The sequence below is a fragment of the Pseudomonas sp. M1 genome (assembly GCF_022760135.1).
GTDB classification, from domain to species: Bacteria; Pseudomonadota; Gammaproteobacteria; order Pseudomonadales; family Pseudomonadaceae; genus Pseudomonas; species Pseudomonas citronellolis.
Window position 1 is genome coordinate 1,965,077 of record NZ_CP094343.1, and the last position, 13,930, is coordinate 1,979,006.

The 13,930-nt window shown below is 68.2% G+C and carries 11 protein-coding genes; 4 read left to right on the forward strand and 7 right to left on the reverse strand.

Going from position 1 to position 13,930, the window contains the following annotated elements; translation table 11 throughout:
• Positions 1 to 192: 192 nt before the first annotated feature.
• The gene (locus PM1_RS08995; RefSeq protein ID WP_009623537.1) at positions 193 to 2,625 is read right to left on the reverse strand and encodes a DUF3772 domain-containing protein; all 2,433 of its coding nucleotides are present in this window, start codon (positions 2,623 to 2,625) and stop codon (positions 193 to 195) included.
• Positions 2,626 to 2,848: 223 nt separating this feature from the next.
• Here PM1_RS08995 and PM1_RS09000 point away from each other — a divergent pair, with 223 nt between their 5' ends.
• From PM1_RS09000 to PM1_RS31070, 4 genes are all read left to right on the forward strand, one after another.
• Entirely contained in the window at positions 2,849 to 3,889 is a 1,041-nt protein-coding gene (locus tag PM1_RS09000; RefSeq protein ID WP_009623534.1) for a histone deacetylase family protein, read from the forward strand.
• A gap of 225 nt (positions 3,890 to 4,114) precedes the next feature.
• Complete coding sequence (locus PM1_RS09005; protein WP_009623532.1) at positions 4,115 to 5,215, forward strand: extracellular solute-binding protein; 1,101 nt, start codon at positions 4,115 to 4,117, stop codon at positions 5,213 to 5,215.
• Positions 5,216 to 5,404: 189 nt separating this feature from the next.
• The gene (locus tag PM1_RS09010; protein WP_009623530.1) at positions 5,405 to 6,337 is read left to right on the forward strand and encodes a DMT family transporter; all 933 of its coding nucleotides are present in this window, start codon (positions 5,405 to 5,407) and stop codon (positions 6,335 to 6,337) included.
• 155 nt (positions 6,338 to 6,492) lie between these two features.
• Positions 6,493 to 6,624: a PA1414 family protein gene (locus tag PM1_RS31070; protein WP_009623528.1), complete on the forward strand. Its 132-nt coding sequence runs from the start codon at positions 6,493 to 6,495 to the stop codon at positions 6,622 to 6,624.
• A 69-nt stretch (positions 6,625 to 6,693) separates the two neighbouring features.
• On the opposite strand, the gene PM1_RS09015 is transcribed toward PM1_RS31070, so the two are convergent.
• The 6 genes from PM1_RS09015 to speB all read right to left on the reverse strand — a co-directional run bounded on the left by PM1_RS09015 (position 6,694) and on the right by speB (position 13,691).
• A complete protein-coding gene (locus PM1_RS09015; RefSeq protein ID WP_009623527.1) occupies positions 6,694 to 7,419 on the reverse strand; it encodes an MBL fold metallo-hydrolase in 726 nt (241 codons plus the stop codon).
• Between the two features lie 164 nt (positions 7,420 to 7,583).
• Positions 7,584 to 9,185 (reverse strand): 5-guanidino-2-oxopentanoate decarboxylase, encoded by a 1,602-nt coding sequence (locus tag PM1_RS09020; RefSeq protein WP_009623526.1) that lies wholly within the window; start codon positions 9,183 to 9,185, stop codon positions 7,584 to 7,586.
• 93 nt (positions 9,186 to 9,278) lie between these two features.
• The gene (locus tag PM1_RS09025) at positions 9,279 to 10,658 is read right to left on the reverse strand and encodes a sodium:solute symporter (protein ID WP_009623525.1); all 1,380 of its coding nucleotides are present in this window, start codon (positions 10,656 to 10,658) and stop codon (positions 9,279 to 9,281) included.
• 118 nt (positions 10,659 to 10,776) lie between these two features.
• Positions 10,777 to 12,291 (reverse strand): purine-cytosine permease family protein, encoded by a 1,515-nt coding sequence (locus PM1_RS09030; RefSeq protein WP_009623524.1) that lies wholly within the window; start codon positions 12,289 to 12,291, stop codon positions 10,777 to 10,779.
• A gap of 25 nt (positions 12,292 to 12,316) precedes the next feature.
• Complete coding sequence (locus tag PM1_RS09035) at positions 12,317 to 12,721, reverse strand: YybH family protein (RefSeq protein ID WP_009623523.1); 405 nt, start codon at positions 12,719 to 12,721, stop codon at positions 12,317 to 12,319.
• 10 nt (positions 12,722 to 12,731) lie between these two features.
• The gene (gene speB / locus PM1_RS09040; protein WP_009623522.1) at positions 12,732 to 13,691 is read right to left on the reverse strand and encodes an agmatinase; all 960 of its coding nucleotides are present in this window, start codon (positions 13,689 to 13,691) and stop codon (positions 12,732 to 12,734) included.
• Between the last annotated feature and the right edge of the window lie 239 nt (positions 13,692 to 13,930).

A 13,930-nucleotide genomic window follows, 5' to 3' on the forward strand; every position in this document is an offset into this window, starting at 1 on the left:
CGAGCTTGCTCGCGAACGGATGTTCGCCGGAGATTCCGCTGCGTCGGTTGAGTCCGTTCCCTCTCCCTAACCCTCTCCCTGAAGGGAGAGGGGACTGGTTCTGAGCGGCTATATGTCCCGCGTCATCCTGATAGCCAGGTGTTGCCGGCGAGCGCCATCGCTTCACTTCACACCGAACGGCTCCCTCTCCCTTCAGGGAGAGGGCTGGGGAGAGGGGCTCTCAGGCTTTGGCTTTTCACCCGAAGCAGAATCCTCCACCAACCGCCCATCACCCCCCACCAACCGCAAACTCCTTGGCGCCACCAGGCTGATGCCTTCCTCGCGCAACCTGCCGAAGATGGTGAACAGCAGATCGCTCCGGGCGCCGGAGACCCCCCGTGGGCTGCTGACGCTGCCGCTGGCCGCCAGCGTCAGGCCCTGGTCGGTGAGCTGGGTGAAGCTCACCGAGGGCCTGGGGGTTTCCAGGATGGCCGGGTGCTCGGCGTAGGCCGCCAGCAGCAGTTCGCGGACCTTGTGCACGTCGGTGTCCAGCGGCAGCGTGAGGCTGATGCCGACGCTGCCCAGCGCGCCGCCCATGGTCACGTTGCGCACGTTCTGGGTGATCAGTTGCGAGTTGGGCACTATCACCGTGGAGTTGTCCGACTGCTGGATTTCCGTGGCGCGCACGTTGATCCGGCGGATGTCGCCCTCCACCCCGCCGAGGCTGACCCAGTCGCCGACCTTCACCGGGCGCTCGGTGAGCAGGATCAGGCCGCTGATGAAGTTCTGCACGATGGCCTGCAGGCCGAAGCCGATGCCCACCGACAGGGCGCTGACCACCCAGGTCAGGCTGGTCAGGTTGATGCGCAGGGCCGAGAGCGTCAGCAGGCCGAGCAGGACGAAGCCGAGGTAGCCGACCAGGGTCACCAGCGAGGCGCGCATGCCGGCGTCCATGCTGGTTTCCGGCAGCAGCCGCTCGGCCAGCCAGCGCTTGAGCAGGCGCAGGGCGAACAGCCCGCCGAGCAGGGTGAGCAGGGCCAGCAGGATGTCCTGCGGGACGATGTTGAGGTTGCCCAGGGCCTGGCCGCCCTGGGCCAGGCGCTCGACGCCGGCGAGCAGTTCGTCGGGGGTGCTGGCGGTGGGCGAGAGCATCACCATCAGCGTCATCAGCACCAGCAGGGTGCGGCCCACCCCGGACAGCAGGGTGGCGGCCTGGGCCTGGTGCTGCGACGACAGGCCGAGGGCGCGGGCAAGGGTCTTGCCGCTGGCCTGGCGCGGTGACAGCAGGGTGTCGCAGAGGTCGCCGAAGAAGGCCGTGATCAGGTAGCCGGTCGCCGCCACGGCGCTGATCCACAGCAGCTTGGTGGCCAGGTAGAAGGCCAGCGACAGGTAGCCGCTGAGCAGCGCCAGGACGATCAGCAGCACCACCAGCAGGGCGATGAGGTGGATCACCCCGGCCAGCGCCGGGCGCGGGTGTTCCTCGTCCTCCTCGTCGCTGCGGCGCAGGCGCAGCAGGGCGATGCCGAAGAGCACGGCGATCAGCAGCGCGGTGAGGCCGTTGACCGCCACGGTCAGCGCCAGGCTGGCGCCGATGGCGCTGTTGATGCGGTCCTGGGCGCCGAGCAGCATGGCCACTAGCGCCAGCAGCCCGGGGAAGTGGGCCACCGCCCTGGCGGCAGTGTCCGGGATCGGCAGCAGGCGCCAGGAGGGCCGGCTGACCATCAGCAGGGCGCGGCCCAGGCCGGTGATGAAGGCGCTGAACACCGCCAGGGTGACCATCTGCCCGGCCAGGCTGGCCAGGCCGTTGTCGAGGCCCTCGTTCCAGTCCAGGCCCTGGTGGACCAGCGCGGCGGCGCCGCCGAAGGTGACCACGCTGGCCAGGGCGATGGCCAGGGCCAGGCTGCTGCGGCGCAGGCGGCCCTCGGGGATGAAGTGGCTGGCCAGGTAGCCGGCGAACCTTTCCAGCAGGCGCCGGCCCGGTATCCACAGCAGCGCGGCGGCGACCAGGCAGGCCAGCAGCGGCAGGCGCGCACCATGCCAGGTGTCCTCCAGGCTGGCGGTGAGCTTGTCGCCCAGGTTGCGCAGGCGCGCCAGGTCGTCCTCGGTGGGGCGCGTCAGGGTGGACCAGAAGACGGGGCTGAAGGGCGGCGCGGAGCGGGTGGCGATCTGCGAGTTGAACAGGCTGCGGCGCAGGTTGACGATCTGCGCGGCCAGGTCCTGGGCCGAACGCAGGATCTGCGCCGCCTGGGTGGCCTGGGCCTGCAGTTCGGCCTTCTGCTGGTTCAGCTCGGTGCGCTGCAGTGCCAGGGCGGCGGCCTCGCCCGCGACCGGCGGGCCGAGCACGTTGAGCTGGTCGGACAGGCGGTCGAGGCGGGCCTGCAGCTCGTCGCCGCGCTCACCCGCCATCCTCTGCACCTCCAGGGTGGCCAGGCGCAGGCGCGCCAGCTCGTCGTCGCCGACCTGCTCGGAGACGCCCTGGCGGATGCTTTCCAGGCGCTCGGTCAGGGTCGGCAGGCCGGCGTCGTCGGCCAGCGTCGGCAGCTCGTCGGCGGGCAGGCCCGGGGCCGGCGCGGCCAGGGCCCAGCCGGCGCAGAACAGGTTCAGGATCAATAGGCAACGGAGCAGAATCTTGCGGTCCCCCGACATCTCTTCTTCCTTCCCTCGCCAGGTGCATGCCGTTCGACCGATGGGGCCGGCAGCCATTCCCCAGAGCATAGCGAGCCGGCGGGGATACGCAGGTTCGCTGTAGTAAAGGGCCATAAATGTTGGCCATATCTATCCCCTTTTGGCCGCCGCCACCGTTCAGCCGAGGCCGCCCGAATGGGCAGAATCCCCCCACCAAGAACAACAAAGCCGAGAGGTTTTACTCATGCTGACCGTCTACAGCGACGATCACCGCCTGCATTTCGGCCAGTCCGAACTGGTCGATGGCAAGCTCCAGCCCTGCTTCGAAATGCCCAGCCGCGCCGACACCGTGTTGGCCCGGGTGAAGTCGCAGCAGCTCGGCGAGATCATCGCGCCGAAGGATTTCGGCCTGGATGCCATCCACCGCGTGCACGATCCGAAGTACGTCGCCTTCCTCAAGGGCGCCTGGGCCCGCTGGGCCGCCGAGGGCCACAGCGGCGACCTGGTCTCCACCACCTTCCCGGGCCGCCGCCTGCGCCGCGACGGCCCCATCCCCACCGCCCTGATGGGCGAGCTGGGTCACTACAGCTTCGACACCGAGGCGCCGATCACTGCCGGTACCTGGCAGGCCGTGTACAGCTCGGCCCAGGTCGCGCTGACCGCCCAGGACCACATGCGCCAGGGCGCGCGCACCGCCTTCGGCCTGTGCCGCCCGCCGGGCCATCACGCCGGCAGCGACTTCATGGGCGGCTACTGCTTCATCAACAACGCCTCCGTCGTCGCCCAGGCCTTCCTCGACCAGGGCGCCAAGCGCGTGGCCATCCTCGACGTCGACTACCACCACGGCAACGGCACCCAGGAGCTGTTCTACGACCGTGGCGACGTACTCTTCGCCTCGATCCACGGCGACCCGCTGGTGGAGTACCCGTACTTCCTCGGCCATGCCGACGAGCGCGGCGAAGGGGCGGGCGAGGGCTTCAACCACAACTACCCGCTGGCCCACGGCACCGGCTGGGACGGCTGGTCCGCCGCCCTGGAGGACGCCTGCCGGAAGATCGCCGCCTACGCGCCGGACGCGGTGGTGGTGTCCCTGGGCGTGGACACCTACAAGGACGACCCCATTTCCCAGTTCAAGCTGGACTCCCCGGACTACCTGCGCATGGGCGAACGCATTGCCGCCCTCGGCCTGCCGACGCTGTTCATCATGGAAGGCGGCTACGCGGTCGAGGCCATCGGCGTCAACGCAGTCAACGTCCTGCAAGGTTACGAGGGCGCCGCCCGCTAAGAGCCTGTCTACGATCTGCTGCGCGTCGGCATAACTGCGTTAAAAACAGGCGAGCGATGCTCATTTAGCGGCCTAAACTCCGCTCCCTCGCCTGTTTTGACTCGCTGCGCTCGCCCTTCGGGCCAGCCTTCGGCTGTTACTCCCGTTGGTCGTTGCGCCTTGTTCTGCTCTAGCTCGCGAGATCGTAAACAGGCTCTAAGGGCGCGCCGTTTCGAGGAGCGACTCATGCGCGAGAACAACAAGATCATCCGCGGCCTGCTCGGCGCCGCGCTGCTGGCCGCCGCCGGCATCGCCAGCGCCGAGCCGGTGGTGCGCATCTACAACTGGTTCGACTACATCGGCCCGGACACCCTCAAGGGCTTCCAGAAGGACAGCGGCATCGCGCCCAAGTACGACGTCTACGACAGCAACGAGGTGCTGGAGGCCAAGCTGCTCTCCGGGCATTCGGGCTACGACCTGGTGGTGCCCAGCGACAGCTTCCTGCCCAACTACCTCAAGGCCGGCGTGTTCCAGAAGCTGGACAAGAGCAAGCTGCCGAACTGGAAGAACCTCAACCCGGCGCTGCTCAAGGTGCTGGAGAGCAAGGACCCGGGCAACCAGTACGCCATGCCGTACATGTGGGGCACCAACGGCGTCGCCTACAACGTCGACAAGGTGAAGGCCATCCTCGGCGCCGACGCGCCGGTGGATTCCTGGGACCTGATCTTCAAGCCGGAGAACCTCGCCAAGCTCAAGCAGTGCGGCGTGGCCTTCCTCGACTCGCCTACCGAGGTGATCCCCGAGGCCCTGCATTACCTGGGGCTGTTGCCCAACAGCCACGACCCCGCGGACTATGCCAAGGCCGAGGCGCTGCTGAGCAGCCTGCGCCCGTACATCACCTACTTCAGCTCCTCGAAGTTCGTCACCGACCTCGCCAATGGTGACGTCTGCGTGGCCATGGCCTGGTCCGGCGGTGCCATGCAGGCGGCCAACCGCGCCAAGGAGGCGAACAACGGCATCCACATCGAATACCGCATTCCCAAGGAGGGCACCGCGGCCTGGTTCGATGTGCTGACCATCCCCAGGGACGCGCAGAACGTCGAGCAGGCCCACGCCTTCCTCAACTACCTGCTGCGCCCGGAGGTGGTGGCGCCGATCTCCGACTACGTGGCCTACGCCAACCCCAACCAGGCGGCGGACAAGCTGATTTCCGCCGACCTGCGCGACAACCCCAACGTCTACCCGCCGGCCGAGGTGCAGGCCAAGCTGTACTCGGTGGAGATGCTGCCGCCGAAGCTGGAGCGCATCCGCACCCGCACCTGGAGCAAGGTCAAGACCGGGCAGTAAGTTGACGCCCTGGCGGCCGGCGGTGTCGGATTTGCGCTGGTGCCGTTCGTCGCTTAACTGGAATAATCGGCGGTATACCCTTGGGGTACCGCCGTTTCCTCGTCTTGGTGCCCGCTCACTGCCGAGCCTTGCCATGAAACTGCCTTGCTGCCGTTGCTCCCTTCCTTCGCCCGGACTGCGGAGGTGCATATGACGCCGCTACCCCCGCGCAAAGGCGCCGACGCCTTCGCCCTGCAAGCGATGCTGCTGCTGTGCCTGATCTGGGGCGTGCAGCAGGTGGCGGTGAAGCTCGCCGCCGGCGACATAGCGCCGATCATGCAGGCCTTCGCCCGCAACCTGCTGGCCGCCACGCTGGTGGGCCTGCTGGTGCTCTGGCGCGGCGACTGGAAGGCCGCGGGCGGCACCCTGGCCGGCGGCGCGCTGGCCGGGCTGCTGTTCGCCATGGAGTTCCTGTTCATCGCCCAGGGCCTGGTGTACACCAGCGCCTCGCACATGGCGGTGTTCATCTACACGGCGCCGATCTTCTCCGCCCTGGGCCTGCACTTCCTGCTGCCCAGCGAGCGCCTGCGGCCGCTGCAGTGGCTGGGCATCGCGGTGTGCTTCGGCGGCATCGCCCTGTGCTTCGGCGGCGGTTTCGACCTGCGGCACATGGACAGCCGCATGCTGCTGGGGGATTTCTTCGGCGTGCTCGCCGGGGCCTCCTGGGGCGCCACCACGGTGGTGGTGCGCAGCACGCGGCTGTCGGAGGCGCCGACCAGCCTGACGCTGTTCTACCAGTTGTTCGCCGCCGCGCTGCTGCTGCCCTTCATCGCCCTGGCCCTGGGCGAGTTCGGCAACGTGCGCTTCACCGCGCTGGGCGTGGGCAGCGTGCTGTTCCAGGGCGTGGTGGTGTCCTTCTTCAGCTATTTCGCCTGGTTCTGGCTGCTGCGCCGCTACCTGGCGTCGAACCTGGCGGTATTCTCCTTCATGACGCCGCTGTTCGGCATCGCCTTCGGCGTGCTGTTGCTGCACGAGCCGCTGGCCTGGAACTTCGTCGCCGGGGCGGCGCTGGTGCTGGCGGGGATTTCCCTGGTCAGCGGCGAGGCGTGGGTGCGCCGGGCATTGCGCGGCAAGCGTGCCTGAACTTGATCCAGGTCAGCGGATCGCGGCCGGCCGACGCGTAGTCTTTGTTGCAAGGAGTGAGTGGCACGGGCGGAGAGTGGGACGCCGGGCTACTCTACTCTTAGGGCGGCCCGGAAGCGGGCCGCCCGACCCTTCCGCCGCAAAGGAGGCATCCCATGAAACTCTGGCTGCAAACCCTGGCATGGAAACTGGGTGTCACGCTCGGCCTCATCGAGCCTCCGCGCCTGCAACCCATTCCCATTCCAAGCGATGAGCAACGGCGCTACGCACAGCAACGCCGACGCTGACTCCTGAAGCATCTGCTGGACACACCTTCTGCCCGCTCACGCGGGCAGATTGCGTTGGGTCCCGGTATTTCAGCCGTGGGCCGCGAACCACTCGTCGATGATCTGCCGCAGGCGCTCCCCGGAAAAGCTCGGGAAGTGCCCGCCGTGCACGGTGCGCACTGGTAGCTGGCGCAGACGCTCCAGGCTGCGCGCGTAGTCGTCCAGGTTGGAGTGGTAGGCATCCTCGATCAGCGGGCCGTCGTAGACGATGTCGCCGGAGAACAGCGTCTGCGTCCGTGCTTCCCACAGGCTGATGCCGCCCGGTGAATGGCCGGGGGTATGCAGCACCTCCAGCACGCGGTCGCCCAGGTCGAGCACGTCGCCTTCGTCGATGGTGCGCGTGGCCGGCGCGGCCTTCACCCGGTACTCGGCGTAGCACAGCGGGCAGTCCGGGTGCGCTTCGAACATCTCGTCGCCGACGAAGGCCGTGGCCAGGGTGCGCTCGCCGTCGGGGCTGGCGAGGATGTCGGCCTCGGCCGGGTGGCACAGGCGCTCGGGGAATTCGTGGTGGCCGGCGATGTGGTCGAAGTGGGTATGGCTGGCCACCGCCAGCAGCGGCCGCTCGGTGAGCCAGGGCAACTGCTCGCGCAGGCTGACCAGGCCGGAGCCGCTGTCCACCAGCAGGTCGCGCTCGCGGCCCTGGATGTGCCACATGTTGCAGCGGTAGAAGGGCCGCACCCAGGGCTCGTGGATCAGGCTGACGCCGTCGTAGCAGTGGCGGACTTCGAACCAGCGGTCGCGGGTGACGATTTTCATGCTGGGGCCTGGTGTCTTTGTGGTTTGTGTAGGAGCGCGCCCTGCGCGCGATTTCGCGGGCAGGGCCCGCTCCTACAGGGTGGCATGCCTGTGAGGGCGGTGCCGGGTGGGAGGCCTTTCCCTCTCCCTGAAGGGAGAGGGCTGCCGCACCTCACTCCATCGCCTCAAGGCGCGAACGGCGCCGCCTCCATTACTTCCACGATCAACGGCCGATCGCTCGGCGCGTTACGCAGCAACGCCTGCAGGTGCTCGTAATCCCGCGCCCGCTCCGCTTCGCAGCCGAAGCCGCGGGCGATGGCGAGGAAGTCCGGCGTGTAGATATCCACACCCAGCGGAGTGATGTCGCGGCGCTCCATGTAGCGCTTGATCTCGCCGTAGCCGTGGTTGTTCCACAGCAGCACGATGATGCCCACCCTGGCCTCCACGGCGCTGGCCAGCTCCGGCAGGGTGAACTGCAGGCCGCCGTCGCCCATCAGGCTGATCACCGGGCGGCCCGGTTCGCCGAGCTTGGCGCCGATGGCCGCCGGCAGGCCGTAGCCGAGGGTGCCGTAGCCGCTGGCGGAGTTGAACCAGCGGCGGCCGCCGTCCAGTTCCACCAGGTGGTTGCCGCTGTACACGGTCTGGGTGGAGTCGCCGACGAAGCGGGCGTCCGGCAGCGCTTCGAGAATCTTGCCGAACAGCGTGCGGTAGTGCGCCCAGCCGCTGAAGTCCTCGGCCAGCTGCGCGCGCACCTTGGCCGCGCGCTGGGCCCCGGGGCTGTCGGCGCTGGCCTGGCGGGCCGGCAGCAGTTCCAGCAGGGCGCGCATGGCGGTGCGGGCGTCGGCCTGGATGGCGATGCCCGGGACCTGGTTGCGCATCAGCTGCTGCGGGTCGATGTCGATGCGGATCAGCTCGCCGCCGATGCGGAAGTTGCCGTCGAACACCACGTCGTAGTCGGTCTCGCCCAGCTCGGTGCCGATGGCCAGGACCACGTCGGCCTCCAGCGCCAGTTCACGCACCGGCACCAGCGACTGGTTGCTGCCGACCAGCAGCGGGTGCTCCGGCTGCAGCAGGCCCTTGGCGTTGACGGTCAGCGCGGTGGGGGCGTCCAGCGCGGTGGCCAGGGCGCGGGCTTCGGCCTGGGCGGCCACGCAACCGCCGCCGAGCAGCAGCAGCGGCTTCTGCGCCTTGGCCAGCTTGGCCGCCGCTTCGTGCAGCGGCGAGCGCGCCGGGGCCGGGCGCGCCAGTTGCACGCGCGGGCGCACCTGCATGTGCTCGGCGGGGGCGGTGATGATGTCCAGCGGCAGCTCGATGTGCACCGGGCGCGGGCGCTCGCTGTCGAACACGGCGAAGGCGCGGGCCAGCACCGCCGGCAGCTCCTCGACGCTCATCAGGGTGTGGCTGAAGGCGCTCACCCCGGCGGTCATGGCGCGCTGGTCGGGCAGCTCGTGCAGGTAGCCGTTGCCGTGGGCCAGGCGCGAGCGCTCGTTGACGCTGCTGATCACCAGCATCGGGATGGAGTCGGCGTAGGCCTGGCCCATGGCGGTGAGGATGTTGGTCATGCCCGGGCCGGTGATGATGAAGCACACGCCCGGCTTGCCGGTGACGCGCGCGTAGCCGTCGGCCATGAAGCCGGCGCCTTGCTCGTGGCGCGGGGTGACGTGGCGGATGGCGCTGCCCGGCAGGCCGCGGTAGAGCTCGACGGTGTGCACGCCGGGGATGCCGAAGACGGTGTCCACGCCCCAGGCTTCGAGTTGCTTGACGAGGAATTCGCCGCAGGTGGTCATGGCAGTTCCTTTCTGTTCGTGGGTGAGGGGATTCTCAAACGAAGAGGGCGCGGAGATCGACTCGCCGCGCCCTTGTTCATCGCAGCGTACGCGTCAGGCGACGCTGGCGGCCGCCTGCGGGCGGCGCGACAGCAGGCTGACCACGACGAAGCTCACCAGGCCGACGGCCAGGCTGTAGTAGATCGGCGTGTTGGCGTCGAAGCCATCCTTGAGCATGAACGCCAGGGCGGTGACGAAGCCCAGGGTCATGCTGGTGATGGCGCCGGCGGTGGTGGCGCGCTTCCAGTAGATGGCGCCGATCAGCGGGATCAGCATGCCGCCCACCAGCAGGTTGTAGGCCAGGGTCAGGGCGCTGATCACGTCGTTCACCACCAGGGCGATGGCCAGCACCACGACGCCGGTGAGGGCGGTGAACAGGCGGTTGATGCCCAGGCTGGAGGTCTTGCCGCCGCGCAGTTTCGGCAGCAGGTCCTCGGTCAGGGTGGTGGAGGCGGCCAGCAGGCCGGCGCTGGCGGTGGACATCATCGCGGCCAGGGCGGCGGCGATCACCAGGCCGCGGATGCCGTCCGGCAGCGAGGCCTGGACGATGGCGGCGAAGGCGTTGTTGACGTTGTCCAGGTCGGGCAGCAGGACCTTGGCGCACATGCCGATCAGCGCGCCGACCAGGCCGTAGATCACGCAGTACACGCCGGCGGCGGTGCCGGCGTACTTGGCCACGCCCTCGCTGCGCGCGGTGAACACGCGCTGCCAGATGTCCTGGCCGATGAGGATGCCGAAGAAGTAGATCAGGAAGTAGGTGATGATGGTGTCGTAGCCGATGGTGTGGAAGCTGAAGGCGCTGGCCGGCAGCTTGGCCACCAGCTCGTCCCAGCCGCCCACGCGGTACAGGCAGATCGGCAGCAGCAGGAACATCAGGCCGACGGTCTTGATGATGAACTGGACGATGTCGGTGAGGGTCAGCGACCACATGCCGCCGATGGTCGAGTAGACCACCACCACGCCGCCGCCGAGCAGGATCGAGACCCAGAACGGCAGGCCGAACAGCACCTGCATCACGGTGCCGATGGCCAGGGTGGAGACGGTGCCGATCATCAGCGCGTAGGCGAACATGATCACCGCGCTGGCCTGGCGCGCCATGGGGTTGTAGCGGCGCTCCAGGACCTGGGTGACGGTGAAGATGCGCAGCTTCAGCAGCGGCTTGGCCAGGAACAGGTTCAGCGCGATGATGCCGGCGCCCAGCGCGGCGCACAGCCAGAAGCCGGAGATGCCGTGGACGTAGCCCAGGCGCACGGTGCCGACGGTGGAGGCGCCGCCGAGCACGGTGGCGGCCATGGTGCCCATGTAGAACGACGGGCCCAGGTTGCGTCCCGCTACCAGGAAGTCCTCGTGGGTCTTCGCCCGGCGCATGCCGTACCAGCCCAGTACAAGCATGCCGGCGGCATAGATCAGAACGACGATTATATCCAAGGCCATGATCGGCTCCTCACACTCGAATTGTCATTGTTGCCGCCCGCGGCTGGCGGGCGGTAGGCCGGCGGACCGGTGGCAACCGGCCCGTCGGCGTCTCACGGGTACTGCGGGTGTCGCGGGTTCAGGCCGCCGGCTCGTTGATGCCGAGCACCGGGCGGTCGTGGCTGCCGACCCAGCGCGGGCCTTGCGGGCCGTACACCCCGGCGGATTCCGGGAAGGTGCGCAGCAGCGTCAGGTAGAGCAGGGCGGCGAGACCGAGGGTCACCGGCAGGCTGATGTCGATGCCGCCGGCCAGCTCGCCCAGCGGGCCGACGAACTGCCCCGGCAGGTTGACGAAGCACAGGCCGGCCAGTGCGCTGGGGATCCAGGCGCCCATGCCGCGCCAGTTCCAGCCGTGGTGGAACCAGTAGGCGCCGCCTTGCTGGCCGCGGGTGAACACCTGCAGGTCGTCGGCGTGGTAGAAGCCGCGGCGCACGATCAGGCCGAGGATCATGATCACCATCCAGGGGCTGGTGCAGGTGATGATCAGCACGGCGAAGGTGGACACGCTCTGCACCAGGTTGGCGGCGAAGCGGCCGATGAAGATGAAGGCGATCGACAGCAGGCCGATGAACAGGGTGGCCTGCACGCGGTTGAGCAGGCGCGGGAACACGCTGGACATGTCCAGGCCGGTGCCGTACAGCGAGGTGGTGCCGGTGGACATGCCGCCGATGGTGGCGATCAGGCACACCGGCAGGAAGAACCAGCTCGGCGAGATGGCCAGCAGGCCGCCGACGTAGTTGTTCGCGGCGATGTAGTCCGGCGCTTTCACGGCGACGATGGTGGCGGTGACCAGGCCGAAGAAGAACGGGATAAGCGTAGCCAGCTGCGACAGCAGCACCGCCAGCATGATGCGCTGCTTCGAGGTCTCGCGCGGGATGTAGCGGGCCCAGTCGCCGAGGAAGGCGCCGAAGGACACCGGGTTGCTCATGGCCAGCAGGGTGGCGCCGATGAAGGCGGCCCAGAAGCCCGCGCTGCCCAGCTGCACGCTGCCGGCGTAGCCGGCGTCGAAGGGGCCGGCGAAGGCGAACACGCCTAACAGGAACAGCAGGCTGGCGGCCCACACGGCGATCTTGTTGACCAGCAGCATGAAGCGGAAGCCGTAGATGCACACCACCAGCACCAGCACCGCGAACAGGCCGTAGGCCAGGCCCAGGGTGAGGTCGGTTTCCGGCAGGCCGAACAGGCGCTTGGCGCCGCCGACCAGGGCATCGCCCGAGCTCCACACCGACAGCGAGAAGAAGGCGATGGCGGTGAGCAGCGACAGGAAGGAGCCGACGATCCGCCCATGCACGCCGAAGTGCGCGCCGGAGGAGACCGCGTTGTTGGTGCCGTTGATCGGGCCGAACAGGCCCATGGGCGCGAGGATCAGCGCGCCGACCAGCACGCCCAGGACGATGGCCCAGGCGCCGGCCTGGAACGACAGCCCGAAGAGCACCGGGAAGCTGCCGAGCACGGCGGTGGCGAAGGTGTTGGCGCCGCCGAAGATCATGCGGAACAGGTCGGTGGGCGTGGCGTTGCGCTCGGCGTCGGGAATCTGCTCGACGCCGAATGTCTCGATGGTGGTGATTGCGTGTTGGTTGTTCTTGTTATCCATGACTTCCTCCCGGGAAAGTCCCGCCTCATGGCGTAGGCGACAGGTGCTCGTGGACGGCCAGCCAGCGGCCTTGTTGTTGTTCACGGCGGAAGACGATGGTCTCCCGTTCGTGGTTCAGGCTCTCCGTTCCCTGGATGCGCAGCCGCGTGGCGACGTCGTGGCTGAAGATCGCCACGTCCTCGCCCTGCAGGCTGACGAAGGTGTTGCTGGACTGGCAGTCGAGGACCTCGAAGCCGTCGTCGCGCAACCAGCTCTCCCACACCTCGCGGTAGGCCGCGCGGGTGCGCAGCGGCTGCGGCCAGTTGTGGAAGATGAAGCTGGCGTCTTCGCTGAAGGCCGCGAAGTAGGCCTCGGTGTCGGTGCGCGCGAAGGCTGCCACGAGCGCGCGGGCAGCCTCCAGCACCTGTGCTACGCAGGCGTCGTTATGCATTTGGGGTCACTCAGCGGCGCTGTACGCCCGGGAGGATGCAGAGCATTTCGTACAGCAGGTTGGCGCCGAGCAACGAGGTGTTGCCGGTGGTGTCGTAGGGCGGGGAGACCTCGACCAGGTCGCAGCCGATGATGTCCAGGCCCTGGCAGCCGCGCACGATCTCCATCGCCTGGATGGTGGTCAGGCCGCCGATTTCCGGGGTGCCGGTGCCCGGCGCCCAGGCCGGGTCGATGCCGTCGATGTCGAACGACAGGTACACCGGGCCGCCGCCGACCTTCTCGCGCACTTCGGCCATCAGCGGCGCCAGCGACTGGTGCCAGCACTCCTCGGCCTGGACCACGCGGAAGCCCTGCTTGCGGCTCCAGTTGAAGTCCTCGGCGGTGTAGCCCTGGGCGCGCAGGCCGATCTGCACCACCCGGTCGCAATCCAGCAGGCCTTCTTCCACGGCGCGGCGGAAGGTGGTGCCGTGGGCGATCTTCTCGCCGAACATGTGGTCGTTGACGTCGGCGTGGGCGTCGATGTGCACCAGGCCGACCTTGCCGTGCTTCTTGTGGATGGCGCGCAGGATCGGCAGGGTGATGGTGTGGTCGCCGCCGAGGGTCAGCGGGACGATGCCGTGGTCGAGGATCTTGTCGTAGGCCTCCTCGATGATGCGCACGGCCTCCAGCAGGTTGAAGGTGTTGATCGCCACGTCACCGATGTCGGCGATGTTCAGCGAATTGAACGGGGCGGCGCCGGTGGCCATGTTGTACGGGCGGATCATCACCGACTCGGCGCGGATCTCGCGCGGCCCGAAACGGGTGCCGGAGCGCAGGGAGGTGCCGATGTCCAGAGGCACGCCGACGAAGGCGGCGTCGAGCTGGTTGAGCTGTTCGGGGGCCTGGATATGCGGCAGGCGCATCATGGTGGCGATGCCGCCGAAGCGCGGCATTTCGTTTCCGCCCAGGGGCTGGTGGAGTTTCTTGTCCATGGGTAGGCCTCACGGGATTCGCTGTTTTCGTGGAAACAGGCTTGTTGATACTGAGGCCGGATTCTGGTCATGCCCGGTAGTGGGAAGAATCGCTGGCTACAAATAATCAGTTCAGAGTTTTCTAAACTTATTTCCACGGCTAGACTGCGTTGCCCTGCCGCAGCCCCCGCGGCGCCGGCCCCGTCGTATGTGCCTTGCAGGCCGGGCGGCGACGGACGGTCTGGCCGATTGCCAGTCTA

What these genes read in the sequence shown, in the direction of transcription:
- PM1_RS08995 (WP_009623537.1), bottom strand. Translation starts at nt 2,625, where the DNA reads ATGTCGGGGGACCGCAAGATTCTGCTCCGTTGCCTATTGATCCTGAAC.
- PM1_RS09000 (WP_009623534.1), top strand. Translation starts at nt 2,849, where the DNA reads ATGCTGACCGTCTACAGCGACGATCACCGCCTGCATTTCGGCCAGTCC.
- PM1_RS09005 (WP_009623532.1), top strand. Translation starts at nt 4,115, where the DNA reads ATGCGCGAGAACAACAAGATCATCCGCGGCCTGCTCGGCGCCGCGCTG.
- PM1_RS09010 (WP_009623530.1), top strand. Translation starts at nt 5,405, where the DNA reads ATGACGCCGCTACCCCCGCGCAAAGGCGCCGACGCCTTCGCCCTGCAA.
- PM1_RS31070 (WP_009623528.1), top strand. Translation starts at nt 6,493, where the DNA reads ATGAAACTCTGGCTGCAAACCCTGGCATGGAAACTGGGTGTCACGCTC.
- PM1_RS09015 (WP_009623527.1), bottom strand. Translation starts at nt 7,419, where the DNA reads ATGAAAATCGTCACCCGCGACCGCTGGTTCGAAGTCCGCCACTGCTAC.
- PM1_RS09020 (WP_009623526.1), bottom strand. Translation starts at nt 9,185, where the DNA reads ATGACCACCTGCGGCGAATTCCTCGTCAAGCAACTCGAAGCCTGGGGC.
- PM1_RS09025 (WP_009623525.1), bottom strand. Translation starts at nt 10,658, where the DNA reads ATGGCCTTGGATATAATCGTCGTTCTGATCTATGCCGCCGGCATGCTT.
- PM1_RS09030 (WP_009623524.1), bottom strand. Translation starts at nt 12,291, where the DNA reads ATGGATAACAAGAACAACCAACACGCAATCACCACCATCGAGACATTC.
- PM1_RS09035 (WP_009623523.1), bottom strand. Translation starts at nt 12,721, where the DNA reads ATGCATAACGACGCCTGCGTAGCACAGGTGCTGGAGGCTGCCCGCGCG.
- speB (WP_009623522.1), bottom strand. Translation starts at nt 13,691, where the DNA reads ATGGACAAGAAACTCCACCAGCCCCTGGGCGGAAACGAAATGCCGCGC.